Consider the following 19,081-nt stretch of genomic DNA (forward strand, 5'->3'; position numbering starts at 1 on the left):
GATTGGCCGTGGCCCGCCGGACATCCCATCATGCGGGCAGAGGAGATCTCCCATGCCCGAAGCCCCACTCCCTGGTTCCGCCACCGTCGTTCCGGTCCATCCCGGCATGCGCATCGGCCATGTTCATCTCAAGGTCGCTCGGCTCGATCGCGCGCTCGCCTTCTGGCACGGGGTCATCGGGCTCGCGGTGATGCAGCGCATGGGCGACCAGGCGGTCTTCCTCTCCGCCAGCGGCTATCACCACCACATCGCGCTCAATACCTGGGAGAGCGCCGAGGGTGCCTGGCCGCCACCGGGCACGACCGGCCTCTATCACGTTGCCCTGGTCTATCCGGACCGCGCCGCCCTCGGCACCGCGCTGAAGCGGGTGCTCGAGGCCGGGATCACCCTGGAAGGTGCCTCCGACCACGGCGTCTCCGAGGCGATCTACCTGCGTGACCCCGATGGCAACGGCGTCGAGCTCTACCGCGACCGGCCGGAAGCCGACTGGCCGCGCGATGCCGCCGGCGAACTGGCGATGTTCAGCCGCCGGCTGGACCTGCAGGCATTGCTCGCGGAAGCGGGCTAGAAGGGCAGGTCGATCCAGGACAGGTGGCCGCCCTTGCCGGCGCCGGTATCCAGGAAGATCGCCCGCCCGCCGCCCTCGCCGGGCTGCACGAAGGGCCGCCCATCCGTCGCCCGCCGCTCATGCCCGCAATAGAGGGTGAAGCCGGCGGGGATGCGGTCCACCCAGTCGTGCAGCCGCTCCGGATAGCCATCCGGCATCATCCGCCCCGTCACCTGGCCGAACAGCGCGCGGGAGAGCAGCGGATCCGGCTTCTGTGCCCCGGCCTGGGGCGGCGAAAGCTCCCGCAGCATCCGCGGATGCCAGCCGCCATGCACGAAGAGCCAATTCCCCAGCCGCAGCCAGGCCGGCGCCTGGGCGATCTCGGCGATGGCCCGGGCGGTCAGCGCCGGCCCATCCGGCGCCGCTGCCAGCTGCGCCAGGGTCCGCCCCAGCCCTTCCGCCGCCATCCGCACCCGCTGCCCCAGCAGGGCGCGGCGCAGCTTGTGGTCGTGGTTGCCCAGCAGGAAGCGACCGCATCCGGCCTCCAGCAGCCCGAACATCCGCCGCAGCACCGCGGGACTGTCCGGCCCATGGTCGGTCAGGTCGCCGAGCTGCAGCAGGAACAGCCCCGCCGCCTCCGCCCCCGCCGCCGCATGTTCGAAGGCGGTTGCGTCGCCATGCACGTCGCCCACCACCCGCAGCCCGCGGAAGCCCCGCGCCTGGAGATCCGCCTGCGGCCCCGGCATCAGGCCTCCGCATCCGCGGGCGCAGGCACGCCGCCCAGTTCGGCCAGGGCCGCCAGGGCCCGCGCGCGACCCTCCGCATGCTCGATCACCGGCCGCGGGTAGTCCCGGCCCAGCACCAGGCCCGCCGCCCGCAGCACCGCATCCGGCGCCTCCCAGGGACGGTGCACATAGGCATCGGGCAGCCTGGCCAGCTCCGGAACGAAGCGCCGCACGTAGCGGCCGGTGGGGTCGAATTTCTTGCCCTGGAGAATCGGGTTGAAGACCCGGAAATAGGGCGCCGCATCGCTGCCCGACCCCGCCACCCATTGCCAGGAGGCGCTGTTGGAGGCGAGGTCGGCATCCACCAGCGTATCCCAGAACCAGGCCGCGCCCGCCTGCCAGGGCTGCAGCAGGTGCTTCACCAGCAGGGAGGCGGTGATCATCCGCACCCGGTTGTGCATCCAGCCATGCCGCCAGAGCTGGCGCATCCCGGCATCGACGACGGGATAGCCGGTCCGACCCCGCTGCCAGGCCCGCAGCAGCGCCGCATCCGGCGCCCAGGGGAAGGTGGCGAAACGCTCCCGCAGCGGCACCTCCGGCAGTTCCGGCCGGTGCCAGAGCAGGTGGTAGGAGAATTCCCGCCACAGCACCTCGGACAGGAAGGGCCAGGCCGGGGCGCCGGGTACCGCTTCCCCGGGGATCGCCGCCCGCACCGCCCACCAGACCTGGCGCGGCGAGACCTCCCCCCAATGCAGATGCGGCGAAAGGCGGGAGGAGCCATCCACGCCCGGGTCGTTGCGCTGCGTCGCATAGTCCCGCACCGGGCCATCGACGAAGCCGGCGAGCCGCGCCGCCGCCCCGGCCTCGCCCGGGGTCCAGACCGCGGGGAAATCCGCCGCCCAGTCCCGATCGGGCAGCAGGTGCCAATCCGCCAGCGCCTCGCCCGGTGGCGGTGTCGCCACGCCCTGCAGCCGGGCCGGCGCCGGCAGCGGCTGGTCCGGGTCTCCCAGCGCGGCCACTGTCTTGGCGAAGGGCGTATAGACCGCATAGGGCTTGCCGCTGCCGCTCCGCACCTTGGCCGGCTCCCGCAACAGGGATGAGGTGGCGAGCTGCAGCTTGCGCCCCGCCGCCTCCAGCGCCTCCGCGACGCGCCGGTCCCGCTCCCGCGCCCAGGGTTCATAGAGCTGTCCGGCGAAGACCTCGGTCGCCCCGACCGCATCGGCCAGGGCCGGGATGACGATCTCGGCCCGGCCGCGCACCAGCAGCAGCGGTGCCCCGAGCCCGGCCAGGGCAGCCCCCAACGCCTCCAACGAATGATGCAGCCACCAGCGCCCGGCTCCGCCCGGTGCCCAGCGCCCCGCCGCCGCATCGTCCAGCACATAGACCGGCAGCACCGGGCGATCCGCCGCCGCGGCCAGGGCGGGGTTGTCGGCGAGGCGAAGATCCTGGCGGAACCAGACCAGGGCAGGCGGGGAGCTTTGCATTCCCTCCATGTAGTCCGCCCCGGCGAAAACGCGACCATCCAAACCCGCAGAACGCGTGCGAACCGATGCGGGTCTGTCGCGTTCCGCCATCGCACGGGAGCGATCTCTCCCGTTGGCTTGAGCCCAAGCCCACTCAACCCGAAGGACGAACCTGATGCCCACCTTGAATCGCCGCCATATTCTCTCCGCGGCCCTGGCCGGCGGCGCGCTGACGCTCGGCTTCCGCCCCGCCCAGGCGCAGACGCGCAACGTGATGGAGACGATGGCCGCCGATGGCCGCTTCAACCGCTTCATCGAGCTCATCGGCCGTGCCGGCGCCACCGACCAGCTCCGCTCCACCGCTGGCGTCACGGTCTTCGCCCCGGTCGATGCCGCCTTCGACGTGGTGAATGCCCGCATGACCGACCTGCTGCAGCAGGGCTCGGGCGGCAGCATCAACCAGACCAGCATCGACCCGATCCGGCTGCGCGCCCTGATCGCCTACCACATCATCGCCGGCTCCATGCCCTCCTCGGGCCTCACCGGCGACCGGCGCTTCAAGACGGTCAACGGCGCCGAGCTGCGCATCGCCAACGAGGGCGGCAAGATCGCCGTCAGCAACCCGGCGCCCGAGAGCCAGACCGGCAGCTTCGGCGCGGGCGGCCTGAACGTGCAGGCCCCGGCGCTGGTGGTCGGCCCGGACATCATCGCCAACAACGGCATCATCCACGCCGTCAGCCAGGTGCTGTTCCCGTAACCTCGGCCGTATCGGCCGGACCCATCCAGGGGCCGGTCGGCATGCTGAACAGCCGCTCGCGCCCGAGCAGGAAGGCGCGGGCGCCGCGCGGGAACAGCCCGGCGATCGCCGGGTCCCGCGCGTCCAGCCCACCGGTATAGGCGCCGAAGGCCGGCAGGATCACCCGCCGGGAATCGGCGACGAAGCAGGGCCGGGTGACCCCGCCCGCCCGCGTCGGCATGGTGGCCTTGGGGTGGAAATGCCCCGAGACCTCCACCACCGGGGAAGTCGCGAAGCGCGTCGCGCTCGGCACCGCCTGATGGCGGAAGACCATCCGGCCGTCCCGGTATTCGTCGGCGGCGATGCCGGGCAGGCCGTCCGGCGGTTCCGGATCGTGGTTGCCCAGCACCCAGACCATCTCCAGCCCCGCCAGCATCCGCCGCAGCGCATCGGCATCCGCCGGCGGCAGGCGCGAACATCCTTCGCGGTCGTGGAAGCTGTCGCCGAGCGCGATGAGCCGCGCCGGCCGCCAGCGCCGCAGCAGCAGCGCCAGCCGCGTCAGCGTCTCCCGCGTGTCGTAGGGCGGCAGGAAGCGGCCGGCGGCGGCGAAGGAACTGCCCTTTTCCAAATGCAGGTCGGCGACCACCAGCGTCTGCCGGGCCGGCCAGTGCAGCACGCCGCCGGGGCAGAGCATCAGCCGCTCGCCGGCGACATGGATCGGCGCGGCGGTCATGCCCGGGTCACGCTGCGCGGCGCGTTTCGGATGAAGCGGGCATTGCGCGGCCGGCGTTCGCGGTGGCGCGGCTTGTCCACCACCCCGGCGCGGACCCGCACCGCCTCGGTCACCTCGGCCAGCAGGCCGGAGAAGGCCTCCGCCCCGCCGGTCACGGCATCGACCATCGATTCCGCCTCGGCCAGCAGCGCATCCTCGGCGCCGCCGGCGACCCATTCTCGGCCTTCCTCGATCAGCGCCGGCACCGCCAGCGGCGAGACCCGGTCCAGCGCCATGTGCTTGATGCGGCCCTTGGCGCGGGCCAGCACCAGGCCGATGCGGGCCACGTCGGTCAGGCCGCCGGCGGCTTCCTGCCGGGTCGCCCGCAGCAGCACGTGGTCGGGCTCGTGCTTGCGCAGCACGTCGTAGATCAGGTCGGCATTCATGGTCATCTGGCGGGGGCGCTTTTCCTGGCCGGGGTAATTCTTCTCAAGCAGTCCGGCGATCGTCGCGATGTTGCGGAAGGTGCGGCGGAGCATGGAGCTTTCCGCCATCCATTCCTCCAGCTCCTCGCCGAGGATATCCTCCTCAAACAGCTGCTCGACGTCAGTGGGCTCGAAGGCGCTCCAGGTCGCCAGCACGTAGTCGGTGGCGAGGTAGCCGAGCGGGCCGAAGCCCAGCCGCTCCATCCGCTTGGTGACCAGCATGCCGAGCGTCTGATGCGCCAGCCGGCCCTCGAAGCAATAGGCGACCATGAACCAGCGGCCGCCGCGCGGGAAGGTCTCGACCAGCATGCCGTCCTTCTCCGGCAGCGCGCTCTGCTTCTTCTGCAGCCGCAGCCAGTCGCGCACCGGCTCCGGCAGCAGCCGCCATTTCTTCGGGTCGTGCAGTATCTCCCGCACCCGCGCCGCCAGCCAGGTGCTCAGCGGCAGCCGCGCCCCGGCATAGGCGGGGACGCGCGGGTCGCCCTCGCCGCCGCGGGAGACGATGGCGCTCATCGCATCCAGCGCCTCGAAGCGCAGGGTCTGGCCGGCGAAGATGAAGCAGTCGCCGGCAACCAGGGTGGAGACGAACCATTCCTCGACCTCGCCCAGGACCGGGCCGCCGCGCAGCCGCACCTTGATCAGCGGCGTCTCGACGATGGTGCCGAGGTTCATCCGGAGCTGCCGCGCCACGCGGGTATCCCGCACATGCACCAGGCCCTCCGCATCGCGGAACAGCTTGCGGAAACGCTCGTAGACCTTCAGCGCATAGCCGCCGTCCTCGACGAAGCGGATCACGTCGTCGAAGTCCCGGCGCGACAGCGCGGCATAGGGGGCCGCCCGGGTCACCTCGGCGAAGAAGTCGTCCGGATGGAAGGGCGCGTGGCAGGCCATGGCCAGCACATGCTGGGCCAGCACGTCGAGCCCGCCCGGCCGCGGCGGATCGCCATCCAGGTCGCCATGCCGCACCGCCTCCAGCGCCGCGGTGCATTCGATGACCTCGAAGCGGTTGGCCGGGACCAGCACGGCGCGGGAGGCCTCGTCCATCCGGTGGTTGGCGCGGCCGACCCGCTGCAGCAGCCGGGCCACGCCCTTCGGCGCCCCGACCTGGATGACCTGATCCACCGCGCCCCAGTCGATCCCGAGGTCGAGCGAGGCCGTCGCCACCACCGCCCGCAGCTTCCCCGCGGCCATCGCCGCCTCCACCTTGCGGCGCTGCTCGATGGTCAGGCTGCCGTGGTGGAGGGCGATCGGCAGGTTGTCGTCGTTCAGCCGCCACAGCGCCTGGAAGCAGAGCTCGGACTGTGCCCGGGTATTGACGAAGACGATGGTGACCCGGGCCTCGCCGATCCGCCGATAGACCTCCGGCATCGAAGCCAGACCCATGTGCCCGCCCCAGGGCAGTCGCCCTTCCGGCAGGGTGATGGAAAGCTCCGGCGGCGCCCCGCCCTTGACCTGCACCAGCCGGACATCCCCTGGCCGGCCGCTCGGGCTGAGGAAGGCGCGCAGCGGCTCCGGCCAGGCGACCGTGGCGGAGAGCCCGACGCGGCGGGCCGCCGGCGCCAGGGTCGCCAGCCGCGACAGGCCGAGCGCGAGCTGGTCGCCCCGCTTGCTGCCGGCCAGCGCATGGATCTCATCCACCACCACCGCGCCGAGCCCGGCGAAGAAGTCACCGGCCTCGGGCTGGGAGAGCAGCAGCTCCAGGCTCTCCGGCGTGGTCAGCAGGATATGCGGCGGGTCGTCCTTCTGCCGGGCGCGGCGGTTCTGCGGGGTATCGCCGGTGCGGGTCTCGATCCGGATGGGCAGGCCCATCTCCTCGACCGGGGCCATCAGGTTGCGGGCGATATCGACCGCCAGCGCCTTCAGCGGCGAGACATAGAGGGTATGCAGCGCCCCCGGTCCCGAAGGCCGCGGCGTCCGGGTCAGGTCGATCAGGCTGGGCAGGAAACCGGCCAGGGTCTTGCCGCCGCCGGTCGGCGCGACCAGCAGGGCGGATTGCCCGGCCTCCGCCGCGCGCAGCAGCGCCAACTGGTGCGGCCGCGGGGTCCAGCCCCGGGCGACGAACCAGGCAGCGAAAGGTTCCGGCAATGTTCCCATGCGGGGACAATATGGCGGGCCTCACCCGGCCTGGGAAGCGGCCTTGGCGCGGACCTGTGTCAGCGGCAGGCGAAGCGCAGCGTCGCCCGCATGCCGTTGTCGTTTTCCATCCGCAGGCTGGCATGCGCCTGCCGCGCCAGCCGGGGCACCAGATGCAGCCCGAGGCAGCCCTCCGGCGTGTTGCGGGCAGGGGGCTCCGGCACGCCGATGCCGTCGTCGGCGACGATCAGCTCGCCCAGCCCCGGCGCCGCGCGGCGCAGCTCCAGCCGCACCGTGCCGCCGCGGCCATCGGGGAAGGCATGCCGCGCCGAATTCACCACCAGCTCGTTCACGATCAACGCCAGGGGCGTTGCCTGGGACACCGGCAGGGTCAGCGTCGGCTCCATCGAGACCTCCAGTCGGACCTGCGGCTGCGCCACCACGTCGAGGGCGGTGCGCGCCGTCGCCGCCAGCTCGGTGCCGAGGTCGATCTCGGCGCCTTCCGCCACGCGGAACATGCGGTCCTGCACCAGGGTCGCCAGCATCACCCGCATCGCCGCGCCGCGCAGCGCCGCCGCCACATCCGGGTTGCTCGCCCGGCTGGCCTGCAGGCCGAGGAAGGAGGTGGTCGCCTGGGCATTGTTCTTCACGCGGTGGTGCAACTCGGCGAGCAGCATCTCCCGCTCCGCCAGGGCGCGGCGGCGCTCCTCCAGGGCCTGCTTCATGTCGGTCACGTCGACGCAGGAGCCGAAGTAGCCGGCGAAGGCGCCATCCTTGCTGAAGGGGCGGGCGGTATCCAGCAGCCAGCGCCAGGCGCCGTCATGGCGGCGCAGGCGGTAGTCGATGGAGAAGGGCTTGCGGGCCTCGAAGGCCTCGCTGGCCGCCGCCTCGAAGCGGGCGCGGTCCTCGTCGTGCAGGCCCTCGGCCCAGCCGAAGCCCAGTTCCGCCTCGATCGGGCGGCCGGTGAATTCCAGCCAGGGCTGGTTGAAGAAAGCGCGGGATCGGTCCGGTCCGGCATGCCAAATCATGACCGGCGCATGGTCAGCAAGCAGTCGGAAATGCGCGTCCAACGCGACCCCGCTGCTCTTCGCCGCCTCCGCCTCCACTGGCGACATCCAATACCCTTCATCCGTGCATCATACGGCGCGGGCCCATTGCGGACCCGGGCTTTGATTGACGCGCGAGACAGGGCGGGGTTCCCCCGTGCCTCATCGTACCCTTGGTTGCGAAAGGCGAAGCCGTCGATGGCTCCGCCTCCTGCAAGCCACCCCGCGGCCTGCATACCCTGGCCGATGGCGGAGGCGCCACTCGGATTATGGCCGCCGCGCCGGACCCGGGTCACCCCGCGAAGCCATGGCTTCCGGCCTGCCATGCTGCCATTGAATTCTGTCGAAAAGGTTGGCATTTTCAATAATAAAAACATGAAGGAATTTTAACTAAATCAATCTTCGGAATGCGGCCACTACGCATTTCATGTTTTCCGGCGTCGACAAGACAAGTGGAGCGCCGGCTGCGAAGATCAATTCATTAACTTCTACCAATGCTATGCATTTTTAACGACAATATCGCGAGATGTCCCCGATCCCGTCCTGGTCGGATTGACCGGTACCTGCACCGGGACTTGGCTGAACCGAATAACATTCGCATCAGCAGTCAGGGCCAGGAATACATTCATGGAATATCGCAGTATCGATGGTACCGTTCCGGGTCTGGACGGGGCGGTCAACGTCACCAATACGCCTTTCATACGCCTGACCGATGCCTATTACGCCGATGATGCGCGCGGCCTGCGCGATGGCCCGAATGCGCGCGAGATCAGCAACGTCGTGGTCGGCCAGGGCGATGCGGCGGTCGAGAACCCGCAGGGCTTCTCCGCCTTCATGTATGCCTGGGGCCAGTTCATCGACCACGACATCAACCTGACCGCCGACAACCGCACCGGCGAGCCGATCAGCATTCCCGTCCCGGATGGCGATGCGAATTTCCCCGCCGGCTCCGTCATCCCCATGTCCCGCGCCGATGCCGATGCGCATGGCAACGTCATCAATGCCATCACCGGCTGGCTCGACGCCTCCATGGTCTATGGCTCGGATGCGGCGACCTTCGCGCGGCTGCGCGAGCCGGACGGCCACATGACGATGTCCCCGGGCCGCAACCTGCCGGTCGGCCCGGTCGACCCGACCGGGGAAAGCGGCGGCAATCCCGGCGGGCTGGTCGCGCATCTCGCCGGCGATGGCCGGGTGGACGAGAATCCCTCGCTCACCGCGCTGCAGACGCTGTTCGCGCGCGAGCACAACATGCTCGTCGACAACATGTATGCCGCGGACCCGACCCTCGACGGCGAGACCGTCTACCAGCAGGCGCGGGCGATCGTCACCGCCGAGATCCAGAACATCACCTATACCGAATTCCTGCCGCACTTGCTCGGCGGCATGATGTTCGGCGCCTATGCCGGCTACGACCCGCTGGTCGATCCGCGCATGGCCATCGAATTCGCCGGCGCGGCCTATCGCTTCGGCCATTCCACCGTTTCCGACGTGACGGAGAAGCTGGACGAATACGGCAATGCCTCCGGCGAGGTGCCCCTGAAGGAAACCTTCTTCCTGACGCCCGACGCATTCGCCGCGGATGGCGGTGCCGATGGGCTGCTGCGCCACCTGGGGGCGGACCATGCCCAGGCGATGGATGTCCGCATCGTCGACGACCTGCGGAATTTCCTGTTCGACCCGCCGGTGGTCGTCGACCTCGCGGCGATCAATATCCAGCGCGGCCGCGACCTCGGCCTGCCGCATCTGAACGAGATGCGGGAGGCGCTGCACCTCGATCCCTATACCGACTTCTGCCAGATCACCGACGACCAGGGCACGGTGCAGGCGCTGGCCCAGGTCTATGCCTCGGTCGACGACATCGACCTCTGGACCGGCGGCCTGGCGGAGCGGGTGGTGCCCGGCGCCTTCGTCGGCGAGACCTTCGGCCTCATCATCGCCGATCAATTCGCCCGCACCCGGGACGGCGACCCGCTGTGGTGGCAGAACCAGGGCTTCGACGACGCGACGACCACCTTCATCCGCCACAGCGGCCTGACCGACATCATCCTGCGCAACACGGATACGCAATACCTGCAGGACGATCCCTTCATCGCCTATGAGCGGCATGCCGCGGGCACCCCGGCGATGGACCCGGAGGCACCGCAGCTCCTCATCCCCGTGCCGGCCACCGCCGGCTGCGACCACCTGCTGGCCTGAGGCGGCGGGCCGGGACGGCGCGGGTCCCGGCCACTCGCCCCGCCCCGGCCAGGCATTTGCTCGGCATGGCGGGGCGAACCTGCCAGTATCCCTCCCGTGCCAAGGGAAGGAACCGGACCGATGCCGCTGATGCAGCTGATCTATGCCTCGCGACCCTTCGGCTTCGAGGCGGAAACCCTGGACGACATCCTGCTCAGCGCCCGCCGGCACAACCGCGAGGATGGCATCACCGGCGCGCTGATCTGCCGGGCCGACCTGTTCCTGCAATTGCTCGAAGGTCCCCGCGCCGCGGTCACGCGCACCTTCGGCCGCATCCTGCAGGACGATCGCCACCTCGATATCGCGCTGATCCATGTCGACGACATCGAAACCCGCCTCTTCGCCGAATGGGACATGCGCGACGACCCGCCGCGCAGCTGGATGTGGAGCCAGGCGGAGGTGCGGGCCGGCGCCCTGCGCGGCGCGACCGCCGCCTCGGTCCAGGCCATCTTCGCCCGGCTGGCTCAGGAACCGGTCCAGGAACCCGCTGGGCCCGTCGGCGGCTGAGCCGCCGCGGATCCACCTCGGCAAGCGGGAGCCGCGGCAACCCGGCGGGCCGCCAGGCATTTGAACGGACCACGAACAGGCCGAACCCGCCGCATGCCGCATCCCGAGACCTGGCTCCGCCCCACCCCCGCCGGCCTGTTCTGCGAGCCGGGCGGCTTCTTCATCGACCCCGGCGGGCCGGTGGACCGGGCCGTGATCACCCATGGCCACGCCGACCATGCCCGTCCCGGCCATGCCGCCGTCCTCGCCACGCCGGAGACGCTGGCCATCATGCGGGCCCGCATGGGGCAGGGGTCGGGCGATACCCAGCAGCCGCTCCGCTACGGCGAGGAACTCCGCCTCGGCGAGGTCACCCTCCGCCTCGTCCCGGCCGGCCATGTCCTCGGCTCCGCCCAGGTGGTGCTGGACTGGCGCGGCAGCCGCGCCGTGGTCTCCGGCGACTACAAGCGCCAGGCGGATGCCACCTGCGCCCCCTTCGAGCCCATCGCCTGCGACGTCTTCGTCACCGAGGCGACCTTCGCCCTGCCGGTCTTCCGCCACCCGCCGCCGGAGCACGAGGTCGCCAAGCTGCTGCACAGCCTGGAGCTTTTCCCCGAGCGCACCCATGTCGTCGGCTGCTATGCGCTCGGCAAGTGCCAGCGCCTCATCACCCTGCTGCGCGCCGCCGGCTGGGACCGGCCGATCCACCTCCACGGCGCCCAGCAGCCGCTCTGCCGCTTGTATGAGGAGCTGGGCATCCCGCTCGGCGACCTTCGCCCGGCGACCGTCGCCAACAAGGCGGAGCTGAAGGGCGCCCTGGTCCTCGCCCCGCCCTCGGCCATCGCCGACCGCTGGGCCCGGCGGCTGGCGGAGCCGGTCACGGCCGTCGCCAGCGGCTGGATGCGGGTGCGCCAGCGCGCCAAGACCCGCGGCGTCGAGCTGCCGCTGGTCATCAGCGACCATGCCGACTGGGACGAGCTCAACCGCACCATCGACGAGACCGGCGCCCCCGAGGTCTGGGTCACCCATGGCCGCGACGATGCGCTGATCCATGCCCTCGGCCTGCGCGGCATCCGCGGCCGGGCGCTGCACCTGATCGGCCTGGGCGACGAGGAAGACGACGCGCTGCCGGCCGGGGCGTCGGCATGAGCGTCCCCGCCTTCGCCGAGCTGCTGGAACGCCTGGTCTTCACCCCCGGCCGCAATGCCAAGCTGGCCCTGCTGCGGGACTGGTTCGCCACCCAGCCGGACCCCGAGCGCGGCATCGGCCTCGCCGCCCTGACCGAGGAGCTGGTCTTCAGCGCCGCCAAGCCGGCGATGATCCGCGACCTCGCCGCCAGCCGCACCGACCCGGTGCTGCTCGCCCTCAGCCATGACTATGTCGGCGACCTGGCCGAGACGGTCGCCCTCATCTGGCCGGAGCGGCAGGGCGTCAATGCCCCGCCGCCGCTGCTCTCGGAGGTGGTGGAGGCGCTGGAGGTCACGCCCAAGTCCGAGCTGCCCCTGCTGCTCGCCGGCTGGCTCGATACGCTGGATGCCAGCGGCCGCCTCGCCCTGATCAAGCTCATCACCGGTGGCCTCCGCGTCGGCGTCTCCGGACGGCTCGCCCGGGTCGCGCTGGCGGACTGGTCGGGCCAGCCGGTCGAGGCGCTGGAGGAGCTCTGGCACGGCATCCCGCCGCCCTACGGGCCGATCTTCGACTGGCTCGAGGGCCGCGCCCCGATGCCGGACCCGCGCGATGCCCCGGTGTTCCGCCCGCTGATGCTGGCCCATCCGCTGGAGGACAAGGACCTCGCGGCGCTGGACCCCGCCGCCTGGCGGGCCGAATGGAAATGGGACGGCATCCGCGTCCAGCTCACCGCCGGCCCCGGCGGCAAGCGGATCTGGAGCCGCGGCGGCGAGGACATCTCCGCCGCCTTCCCGGAGATCCTCGCGGCAATGGACTTCCACGCCGTGCTGGACGGCGAGCTGCTGGTCATCCGGGACGGGCTGGTCGCTCCCTTCGCCGACCTCCAGCAGCGGCTCAACCGCAAAGTGGCCGGGCCGAAGCTGCAGAAGGACCACCCGGCCGGCGTCCGGCTCTACGACCTGCTCTTCGACGGCGGCGAGGACCTGCGCCCGCTGCCCTTCGATGACCGCCGCGCCCGGCTGGAAGCCTGGGTCGAGCGCCATGCCCCGCCGCGCATGGACCTCTCCGCGCAGATCGCCTTCGCCTCCGTGGCGCAGCTCGGCGAGGTCCGGGACGGCGCGCGGGCCGCCTCGATCGAGGGGCTGATGCTGAAGCGGGCCGACAGCGCCTATGTCGCCGGCCGGCAGAAGGGCCTCTGGTGGAAGTGGAAGCGCGACCCGCTGAGCATCGATGCCGTGCTGATGTATGCCCAGCGCGGCCATGGCAAGCGCAGCAGCTTCTATTCCGACTATACCTTCGGCCTGTGGCGCCCGGACGGGGAGGGGGGCGAGGAGCTGGTCCCGATCGGCAAGGCCTATTCCGGCTATACCGACGAGGAGCTGAACTGGCTCGACCGCTGGATCCGCAACCACACCACCAGCCGCTTCGGCCCGGTGCGGGAGGTGGAGAAGGCGCTGGTCCTGGAGGTCATCTTCGATGCCGCCCAGCTTTCCGGCCGGCACAAGTCCGGCGTGGCGCTGCGCTTCCCCCGCATCGCCCGCATCCGCACCGACAAGCCGGCCAGCGAGGCGGACCGGCTGGAGAACCTGATGGCCTATGTGGAATCGCGCGAAGCGGTGGACTGACCGGCCGGCGCCTTCTCCGGCAGCGGGAACAGCGTCACGAAGCGTGCCGCCAGCGCCCGGTCGCCGGTGAGGCGCAGCGCCCCCGCCGCTTCCAGCGCCGCCAGCGGCTGGCCGCCGTAGATCGCCCCGGCGATCACCGCCGGGGCGCCCTCGAAGACCAGATCCGCCCCGTCCAGCGGCCCGGCCGCGATGGCGATGCGCCCGGCCGCCAGCAGGCCGAGGTAGTCCTCCGCCTCCAGCCGGAAGCCGATCCGCGCGGTCAGCCCCGCTGCGCGCCCCGCATCCAGCATGGTCCGCAGCGACAGCAGCAGGGATGCCGCGCTGAAGGGCAGGGTGGGGTCATGCGCTGGGGACCGTGCCGCCCAACGGCCCAGCGCCTGGAAGATCGGCTCGCTCTCCAGCCCCCAGGGGGTGAGTTCATAGACCTGCGCCGCGCCCGGCGGCGGCAGCCGGCGGCGGCGCAGCACCCCGGCCGCCTCCAGCCCCGCCAGCCGCTGGGTCAGCACATTGGCGCTGATGCCCGGCAGGCTGGCGCGCAGGTCGCTGAAGCGGCGCGGCCCGAACATCAGCTCCCGCATCACCAGCAGCGCCCAGCGCTCCCCCACCAGGTCGAGCGCATGGGCGGCGGCGCAGGCATCCTCGTACCAGCGTCTCGGTTCGCCCGATTGAGTTACTTTTACTGACTTCATGGTTGCATTTCATAACTTCTCACGGCAGGCTCGTCAAAGACCAAGCGGAGGAACCCATGCCCCAACTGATCTTCGTCAACCTTCCCGTCACCGACCTGCCGCGGTCGATCCGCTTCTACGAGGCCATCGGCGCCAGGCTGAACCCGCAATTCACCGACGACACCGCCGCCTGCATGGTCTTTTCCGAGACCATTCACGCCATGCTCCTCACCCACCCGAAATACGCGATGTTCACCGCCAAGCCCGTCGCCGATACCCACAAGACCAGCGCCGCGCTGATCTGCCTCTCGGCCGAGGACCGCGCCGGCGTGGACCGCATGGCCGAGGCCGCCGCCCCCGCCGGCGGCCGCACCGACCCCGGCCCGGTGCAGGACCACGGCTTCATGTACGGCCGCAGCTTCGAGGATCCGGACGGCCACCATTGGGAAGTCATGTGGATGGACCTCTCGGCCATGCCGCCGCCGGCTGCGTGACGGCGGCTGGCCCCCCGGGCTAGGCTCCGGCGCCCCCCGGAGCCCGGCCGCCATGCAGTTCAACCACGTCGCCAACCGCCTCGCGCCCGAGTATTTCGAGACGGTGGTGGAGATGCTGACCACCCAGCTCCGCTTCGCCATCCTGCGGCGGACCGAGCGCGCCATCTGGCTCCGCCAGCCCGGCGCCAACGTGGATCTGCAGTTCAGCCGCAGCCAGACCCCGGGTCGGGATACCGACAAGCTCCGCTCCCAGGTCGCCTTCCTCAGCGAGACGCCGCGGGAAGACCTCGAGGCGCTCGCCGCCTGGGCCATCGCGCATGGGATGGAGGCGACCGTCGGGGCCTATTCCGACCGGGAATTCTACCTCGACGCCCCCGATGCCTTCGTCGATTTCGTCATCGAGGCGATGCGCCCGGAGCTGGCCGATTATGGCATCACGGTCTGAGCCCGTCGCGGGCCTGCCGCGCGCCGCCTTGGGCTTGCATCGCCCCCGCCCCCCTGCCAAACCCGCGCCCGCATGACCGATGATGTCCCCAATCCAGCCCTGCTCCCCGCCGGGCTCATGGACCTGCTGCCGCCCGAGGCCGAGCGCGAGGCGGCGCTGGTCGAGGCGCTGATGGCCGCCTTCGCCGGCCATGGCTATGAGCGCGTCAAGCCGCCGCTGCTGGAATTCGAGGACAGCCTGCTCGCCGGCTCCGGCGCCGCGGTCGCCGAGCAGACCTTCCGGCTGATGGACCCGGTCAGCCAGCGGATGATGGGGCTGCGCGCCGATACCACCCCCCAGGTCGCCCGCATCGCCGCGACCCGCCTCGGCCTGCAGGCCCGGCCGCTGCGGCTCTGCTACGCCGGCCAGGTGCTGCGGGTCCGCGGCACCCAGCTCGCGCCCGAGCGCCAATTGCCGCAGACCGGGATCGAGCTGATCGGCAGCGCCGCGCCCGAGGCCGATGCCGAGGTCGCCCTGGTCGCCGCCGAGGCCCTGGTCCGGGCCGGCGTCGGCACCGTCTCGCTCGACATCACCCTGCCGACCATGACCCCGGCGCTGCTGGAGGCCGCCGGCGTCCCCGCCGCGCTGCGCCAGCGCCTGGCCCTGGCGCTGGACCGCAAGGATGCCGCCGCCACCGCCGCGCTGGCTGCCCAGGCCGGGCCGCTGGCCGCCGCCCTGCCGGTGCTGCTCGCCGCCGCCGGCCCGGCCGATGGGGCGCTCGCGGCGCTCGCCTCGCTCGACCTGCCGCCCGCCGCCCGGGCCATCGCCGACAATGCCCGCGCGGTCATCGCCGCCATCCGCGCGCGGGAGCCGAACCTCCGCATCACCCTCGACCCGGTCGAGTTCCGCGGCTTCCGCTACCATGTGGGCGTCGCCTTCACCCTCTACGGCCCCGGCGCCACCGGCGAGCTGGCCCGCGGCGGCCGCTACGTCTCCGCCAATGAGGAGCCGGCGACGGGCATGAGCCTCTACCCCGATGCCGTCCTCCGCGCCGCCACCCCGGCCCCGCCGCGGCCCCGCGTCTTCATCCCCCTCGGCGCGCCGCAGGAGGCCGTGCAGGCGCTGCGGGCCCAGGGCTTCGCGACCGTCGCCGCCCTGGCACCCACGGATGCCCCGGCCGCGCTACGCTGCACCCATGTCCTGCGGGACGGTGCCGCATCGCCTTTCATGAAGGACGACTGAGCAATGGCCAATGTCGCGGTGATCGGCGCCCAATGGGGTGACGAGGGCAAGGGCAAGGTGGTGGACTGGCTGGCCAGCCGGGCCGATATCGTCGTGCGCTTCCAGGGCGGCCACAACGCCGGCCACACGCTGGTCGTCGGCGAGCAGACCTACAAGCTCAGCCTGCTGCCCTCCGGCGTGGTCCGCGGCAAGCTCGGCATCATCGGCAACGGCGTGGTGCTGGACCCGCAGGCGCTGCTGGACGAGATCGCCAAGGTGACCGCGCAGGGCCTGTCGGTCACGCCCGAGAACCTGCGCATCGCCGAGAATACCCCGCTCATCCTCCCGCTCCACCCGGCGCTGGACAAGGCGCGCGAGGCCGCCCGCGGCGAGGACAAGATCGGCACCACCGGCCGTGGCATCGGCCCGGCCTATGAGGACAAGGTCGGCCGCCGCTCCATCCGCCTGTGCGACCTGGCCGAGCCCGCCACCCTCTCGGCCAAGCTCGACGAGTTGCTGCTGCACCACAACAGCCTGCTCCGCGGCCTCGGCGCGCCGGAATTCCAGAAGCAGGCGCTGCTGGACGGCCTGCTGGCGCTCGCCCCGAAGCTGCTGCCCTTCTCGGAGGCGGTCTGGGAGCGGCTGGACGCGACGCGCCACAACGGCCAGCGGGTGCTGTTCGAGGGCGCCCAGGCGGTGATGCTCGATGTCGATCACGGCACCTACCCCTACGTGACCAGCAGCAATACCTGCGCCGGCGCGGCCGCGGCCGGGGCCGGGATCGGTCCGGATGCCATCGGCATGGTGCTGGGCATCGCCAAGGCCTATTCCACCCGGGTCGGCAGCGGGCCTTTCCCGACCGAGCTGAAGGACGCCATCGGCCAAGGCCTCGGCGAGCGGGGCCGCGAATTCGGCACCGTCACCGGCCGCCCGCGCCGCTGCGGCTGGTTCGATGCCTGCATGGTCCGCCAGGCGGTCAAGACCGGCGGCATCCAGGGCCTGGCGCTGACCAAGCTCGACGTGCTCGATGGCCTGACCGAGCTGAAGATCTGCACCGGCTATACCATCAAGGGCGAGACCTTCCGCCGCCTGCCCGCCGCCGCCGGCGCCCAGGCCGCGGCCGAGCCGGTCTATGAGATCCTGGAAGGCTGGACCACCTCCACCCGCGGCGCGCGCAGCTACGGGGAGCTGCCGGCGGCGGCGGTGAAATACGTCCGCCGGATCGAGGAGTTGGTTGAGGCGCCGGTGGTCCTGCTGTCCACCAGCCCCGACCGCGACGACACCATCACCCTGCGCGACCCCTTCGCAGGCTGATTCCGGTGTCGGATACGATCTTCGTCGTCACCGATATCGAGGCGGATGGGCTGCGGCCCGGCGAGCATTCGATGATCAGCTTCGCCTCGGTCGCCATCACCGAGGCGACCGGCGCCGAAGTCGGCCGCTTCACCGCCACCCTCGCGCCGCTGCCGGAGCTGACGACCGAGCCGGCCACCATGGACTGGTGGCGGACCGAGCCCGAGGCCTGGGCCGCCGCGACGCTGAACCCTCGCGACCCGGCCGCGGTCATGGCCGACTACGTCGCCTGGGTCCGCGCCTTGCCGGGGCCGGCGGTCTTCGTCGGCCAGCCGACGCTGTTCGATGGGGCCTGGATCGCCTGGTACCTCTGGCGCTTCGCCGAGGTGCGGCTTTACCACGGCCCGCGGCCGGGCAGGCCGCTGTTCGAAGGCGGCGGACTCGACCTCGCCTCCTTCGCCATGGGCGCTACCGGCCGCAGCTATGCCGAGAGCGACCGGTCCAACTGGCCCGCCGCTTGGTACGGCGGGCATGTGCATACTCACAACGCCCTGGACGATGCCCTGGGCTATGCTGCCGCGCTGCGGAGTCTGCTGGCCGCCGCGCGGCGCTGAGGCGCCTCTAGCCGAACAGGTGCAGGTCGTGGCCGAGCTGCTCCAGCCCGTCCCGCACTGTGGTGAAGGCATCGTTCCCCGTCGCCACGGCATCCGACCGCAGGCCGTGGACCCAGGCATCGAACAACCCCTGGGCCGCCTGCGGGTCATAGCCGTCGCCGTCGTAGATGGCCCGCAGCGCCAGCAGCCCGGCGTCGTTCACCGGCGCCTCCGGCACCACCACCTCATGCCCCGGCTGCGCCGCCGCCAGGGCGACGCTGCTGGCATAGAGCTCCGGGGCATGCTGCCCGGCATCGAGCTGCGCCAGCCCGGCCACCGCCGTCGCCGGGGAGATGGCCGGATCCTGCCCCGGCAGCACGGTGATCTCGCCGCGGTTCTCGTAATTGACCGTGAGGCTGGCGAGGCTGGCCATCGCCTGGTCCGCGGTCAGCCCGGGAAAGACCTGCGCCGCCTCGTTTGCCGCGACAAGCGCCAGGGTATCGTCCGAACGCAGGATGGCACCCACCTCCGCCCGATGTGCCCCGAGCGCCACCGCCGGATCGTCGGCGATGACGAAATTGGTGATCCGCGCATCCTCCCCGGCCGGCAGGACCGCACCCGGCGAGCCGAAGGTCGTGGCGTCATGGGTCACGCCGCCGGGCTGGTCGGCATGCTCCGCCATGTAGAGCTGCGCCATGGCGCCGCCGAGGCTATGCCCGGTCACCACCACCTGGTCGTAGCGGCCACTGGCCGCCGCCGCATCCACCGCCTGGATCAGCGAGGCGAACAGCGGGTAGTCCGCGTTGATGTTCTGCAGGTCGTGCAGGCTATCCGTCGCGTCGTCGCTGCCGCGGAAGGCGATGACGAGGCTGTCCTTGCCGTCGAGCGTCGCTTCGGTGGCCAGCGCCGCGGCATTGGCGCTGTGGAAGATGCCATTCGCATAGGTTTCGCCGGCGCCCAGGGTCACGGGCAGAGCGGCAGCGGTGAAGCCGGTCGGCAGGACCGGGGTATCGGAATAAGCGTCGAGCGAAAGCTGCGCCAGAACGGCGTCCGTTGCGGTCGTCAAAGCTGTCTCTCCTGCGAGGGCCGCCGGGGTCAGGGGCGGGCGGCCCTCGCAGGAGAGA

At 71.4% G+C, this 19,081-nt stretch carries 18 protein-coding genes; 11 read left to right on the plus strand and 7 right to left on the minus strand.

Annotation, left to right across the window (positions count from 1 at the left end; all coding sequences use genetic code 11):
- Positions 1–52: 52 nt before the first annotated feature.
- The gene (locus AC0IW9_RS22310; RefSeq protein ID WP_471650506.1) at positions 53–568 is read left to right on the plus strand and encodes a VOC family protein; all 516 of its coding nucleotides are present in this window, start codon (positions 53–55) and stop codon (positions 566–568) included.
- On the opposite strand, the gene AC0IW9_RS22315 is transcribed toward AC0IW9_RS22310, so the two are convergent.
- Both AC0IW9_RS22315 and AC0IW9_RS22320 read right to left on the minus strand, forming a co-directional pair.
- Positions 565–1,293, minus strand: a complete 729-nt coding sequence (locus AC0IW9_RS22315) for a metallophosphoesterase (protein WP_471650507.1) — start codon at positions 1,291–1,293, stop codon at positions 565–567. The two genes, AC0IW9_RS22310 and AC0IW9_RS22315, sit on opposite strands and share 4 nt — an antisense overlap.
- Positions 1,293–2,756 (minus strand): cryptochrome/photolyase family protein, encoded by a 1,464-nt coding sequence (locus AC0IW9_RS22320; RefSeq protein ID WP_471650508.1) that lies wholly within the window; start codon positions 2,754–2,756, stop codon positions 1,293–1,295. The genes AC0IW9_RS22315 and AC0IW9_RS22320 overlap by 1 nt, the downstream gene beginning before the upstream one ends.
- Positions 2,757–2,910: 154 nt before the next feature.
- Between AC0IW9_RS22320 and AC0IW9_RS22325 the strand changes: the two genes are divergently transcribed.
- Positions 2,911–3,492, plus strand: a complete 582-nt coding sequence (locus AC0IW9_RS22325; RefSeq protein ID WP_471650509.1) for a fasciclin domain-containing protein — start codon at positions 2,911–2,913, stop codon at positions 3,490–3,492.
- On the opposite strand, the gene pdeM is transcribed toward AC0IW9_RS22325, so the two are convergent.
- Genes pdeM through AC0IW9_RS22340 form a run of 3 tightly spaced genes read right to left on the minus strand, consistent with a single transcriptional unit; the run spans position 3,470 to position 7,856 of the window.
- Entirely contained in the window at positions 3,470–4,204 is a 735-nt protein-coding gene (pdeM, locus tag AC0IW9_RS22330; protein ID WP_471650510.1) for a ligase-associated DNA damage response endonuclease PdeM, read from the minus strand. The genes AC0IW9_RS22325 and pdeM overlap by 23 nt on opposite strands.
- Complete coding sequence (locus AC0IW9_RS22335; RefSeq protein WP_471650511.1) at positions 4,201–6,762, minus strand: ligase-associated DNA damage response DEXH box helicase; 2,562 nt, start codon at positions 6,760–6,762, stop codon at positions 4,201–4,203. Before AC0IW9_RS22335 ends, pdeM begins: the two co-directional genes overlap by 4 nt.
- A 59-nt stretch (positions 6,763–6,821) precedes the next feature.
- Positions 6,822–7,856 carry a sensor histidine kinase gene (locus AC0IW9_RS22340; RefSeq protein ID WP_471650512.1) on the minus strand — a complete coding sequence of 345 codons (1,035 nt, stop codon included), beginning with the start codon at positions 7,854–7,856 and terminating at the stop codon, positions 6,822–6,824.
- A 558-nt stretch (positions 7,857–8,414) separates the two neighbouring features.
- Here AC0IW9_RS22340 and AC0IW9_RS22345 point away from each other — a divergent pair.
- The 4 genes from AC0IW9_RS22345 (at position 8,415) to AC0IW9_RS22360 (ending at position 13,264) form a co-directional block, all read left to right on the plus strand.
- A complete protein-coding gene (locus AC0IW9_RS22345; RefSeq protein WP_471650513.1) occupies positions 8,415–9,986 on the plus strand; it encodes a peroxidase family protein in 1,572 nt (523 codons plus the stop codon).
- Between the two features lie 120 nt (positions 9,987–10,106).
- Complete coding sequence (locus AC0IW9_RS22350; RefSeq protein WP_471650514.1) at positions 10,107–10,532, plus strand: BLUF domain-containing protein; 426 nt, start codon at positions 10,107–10,109, stop codon at positions 10,530–10,532.
- A 93-nt stretch (positions 10,533–10,625) separates the two neighbouring features.
- The gene (locus tag AC0IW9_RS22355; RefSeq protein ID WP_471650515.1) at positions 10,626–11,660 is read left to right on the plus strand and encodes a ligase-associated DNA damage response exonuclease; all 1,035 of its coding nucleotides are present in this window, start codon (positions 10,626–10,628) and stop codon (positions 11,658–11,660) included.
- On the plus strand, positions 11,657–13,264 hold the full coding sequence (locus AC0IW9_RS22360; RefSeq protein WP_471650516.1) for a cisplatin damage response ATP-dependent DNA ligase: 1,608 nt from the start codon (positions 11,657–11,659) through the stop codon (positions 13,262–13,264). The genes AC0IW9_RS22355 and AC0IW9_RS22360 overlap by 4 nt, the downstream gene beginning before the upstream one ends.
- Here AC0IW9_RS22360 and AC0IW9_RS22365 read toward each other — a convergent pair.
- Positions 13,234–13,953, minus strand: a complete 720-nt coding sequence (locus tag AC0IW9_RS22365) for a winged helix-turn-helix transcriptional regulator (protein WP_471650517.1) — start codon at positions 13,951–13,953, stop codon at positions 13,234–13,236. The two genes, AC0IW9_RS22360 and AC0IW9_RS22365, sit on opposite strands and share 31 nt — an antisense overlap.
- 56 nt (positions 13,954–14,009) lie before the next feature.
- On the opposite strand from AC0IW9_RS22365, the gene AC0IW9_RS22370 reads away from it, so the two are divergent.
- The 5 genes from AC0IW9_RS22370 to AC0IW9_RS22390 all read left to right on the plus strand — a co-directional run bounded on the left by AC0IW9_RS22370 (position 14,010) and on the right by AC0IW9_RS22390 (position 17,978).
- Positions 14,010–14,426, plus strand: a complete 417-nt coding sequence (locus tag AC0IW9_RS22370) for a VOC family protein (protein WP_471650518.1) — start codon at positions 14,010–14,012, stop codon at positions 14,424–14,426.
- Positions 14,427–14,478: 52 nt separating this feature from the next.
- Positions 14,479–14,871 carry a VOC family protein gene (locus AC0IW9_RS22375; RefSeq protein WP_471650519.1) on the plus strand — a complete coding sequence of 131 codons (393 nt, stop codon included), beginning with the start codon at positions 14,479–14,481 and terminating at the stop codon, positions 14,869–14,871.
- 72 nt (positions 14,872–14,943) lie between these two features.
- Positions 14,944–16,092 (plus strand): ATP phosphoribosyltransferase regulatory subunit, encoded by a 1,149-nt coding sequence (locus AC0IW9_RS22380; RefSeq protein WP_471650520.1) that lies wholly within the window; start codon positions 14,944–14,946, stop codon positions 16,090–16,092.
- Positions 16,093–16,095: 3 nt separating this feature from the next.
- A complete protein-coding gene (locus AC0IW9_RS22385) occupies positions 16,096–17,385 on the plus strand; it encodes an adenylosuccinate synthase (protein WP_471650521.1) in 1,290 nt (429 codons plus the stop codon).
- Between the two features lie 5 nt (positions 17,386–17,390).
- Complete coding sequence (locus tag AC0IW9_RS22390) at positions 17,391–17,978, plus strand: DNA polymerase III subunit epsilon (RefSeq protein ID WP_471650522.1); 588 nt, start codon at positions 17,391–17,393, stop codon at positions 17,976–17,978.
- A 7-nt stretch (positions 17,979–17,985) separates the two neighbouring features.
- Here AC0IW9_RS22390 and AC0IW9_RS22395 read toward each other — a convergent pair whose 3' ends face one another.
- Positions 17,986–19,023 (minus strand): Tle-like phospholipase domain-containing protein, encoded by a 1,038-nt coding sequence (locus AC0IW9_RS22395; RefSeq protein ID WP_471650523.1) that lies wholly within the window; start codon positions 19,021–19,023, stop codon positions 17,986–17,988.
- Between the last annotated feature and the right edge of the window lie 58 nt (positions 19,024–19,081).

Source organism: Belnapia sp. AC561, assembly GCF_979252845.1.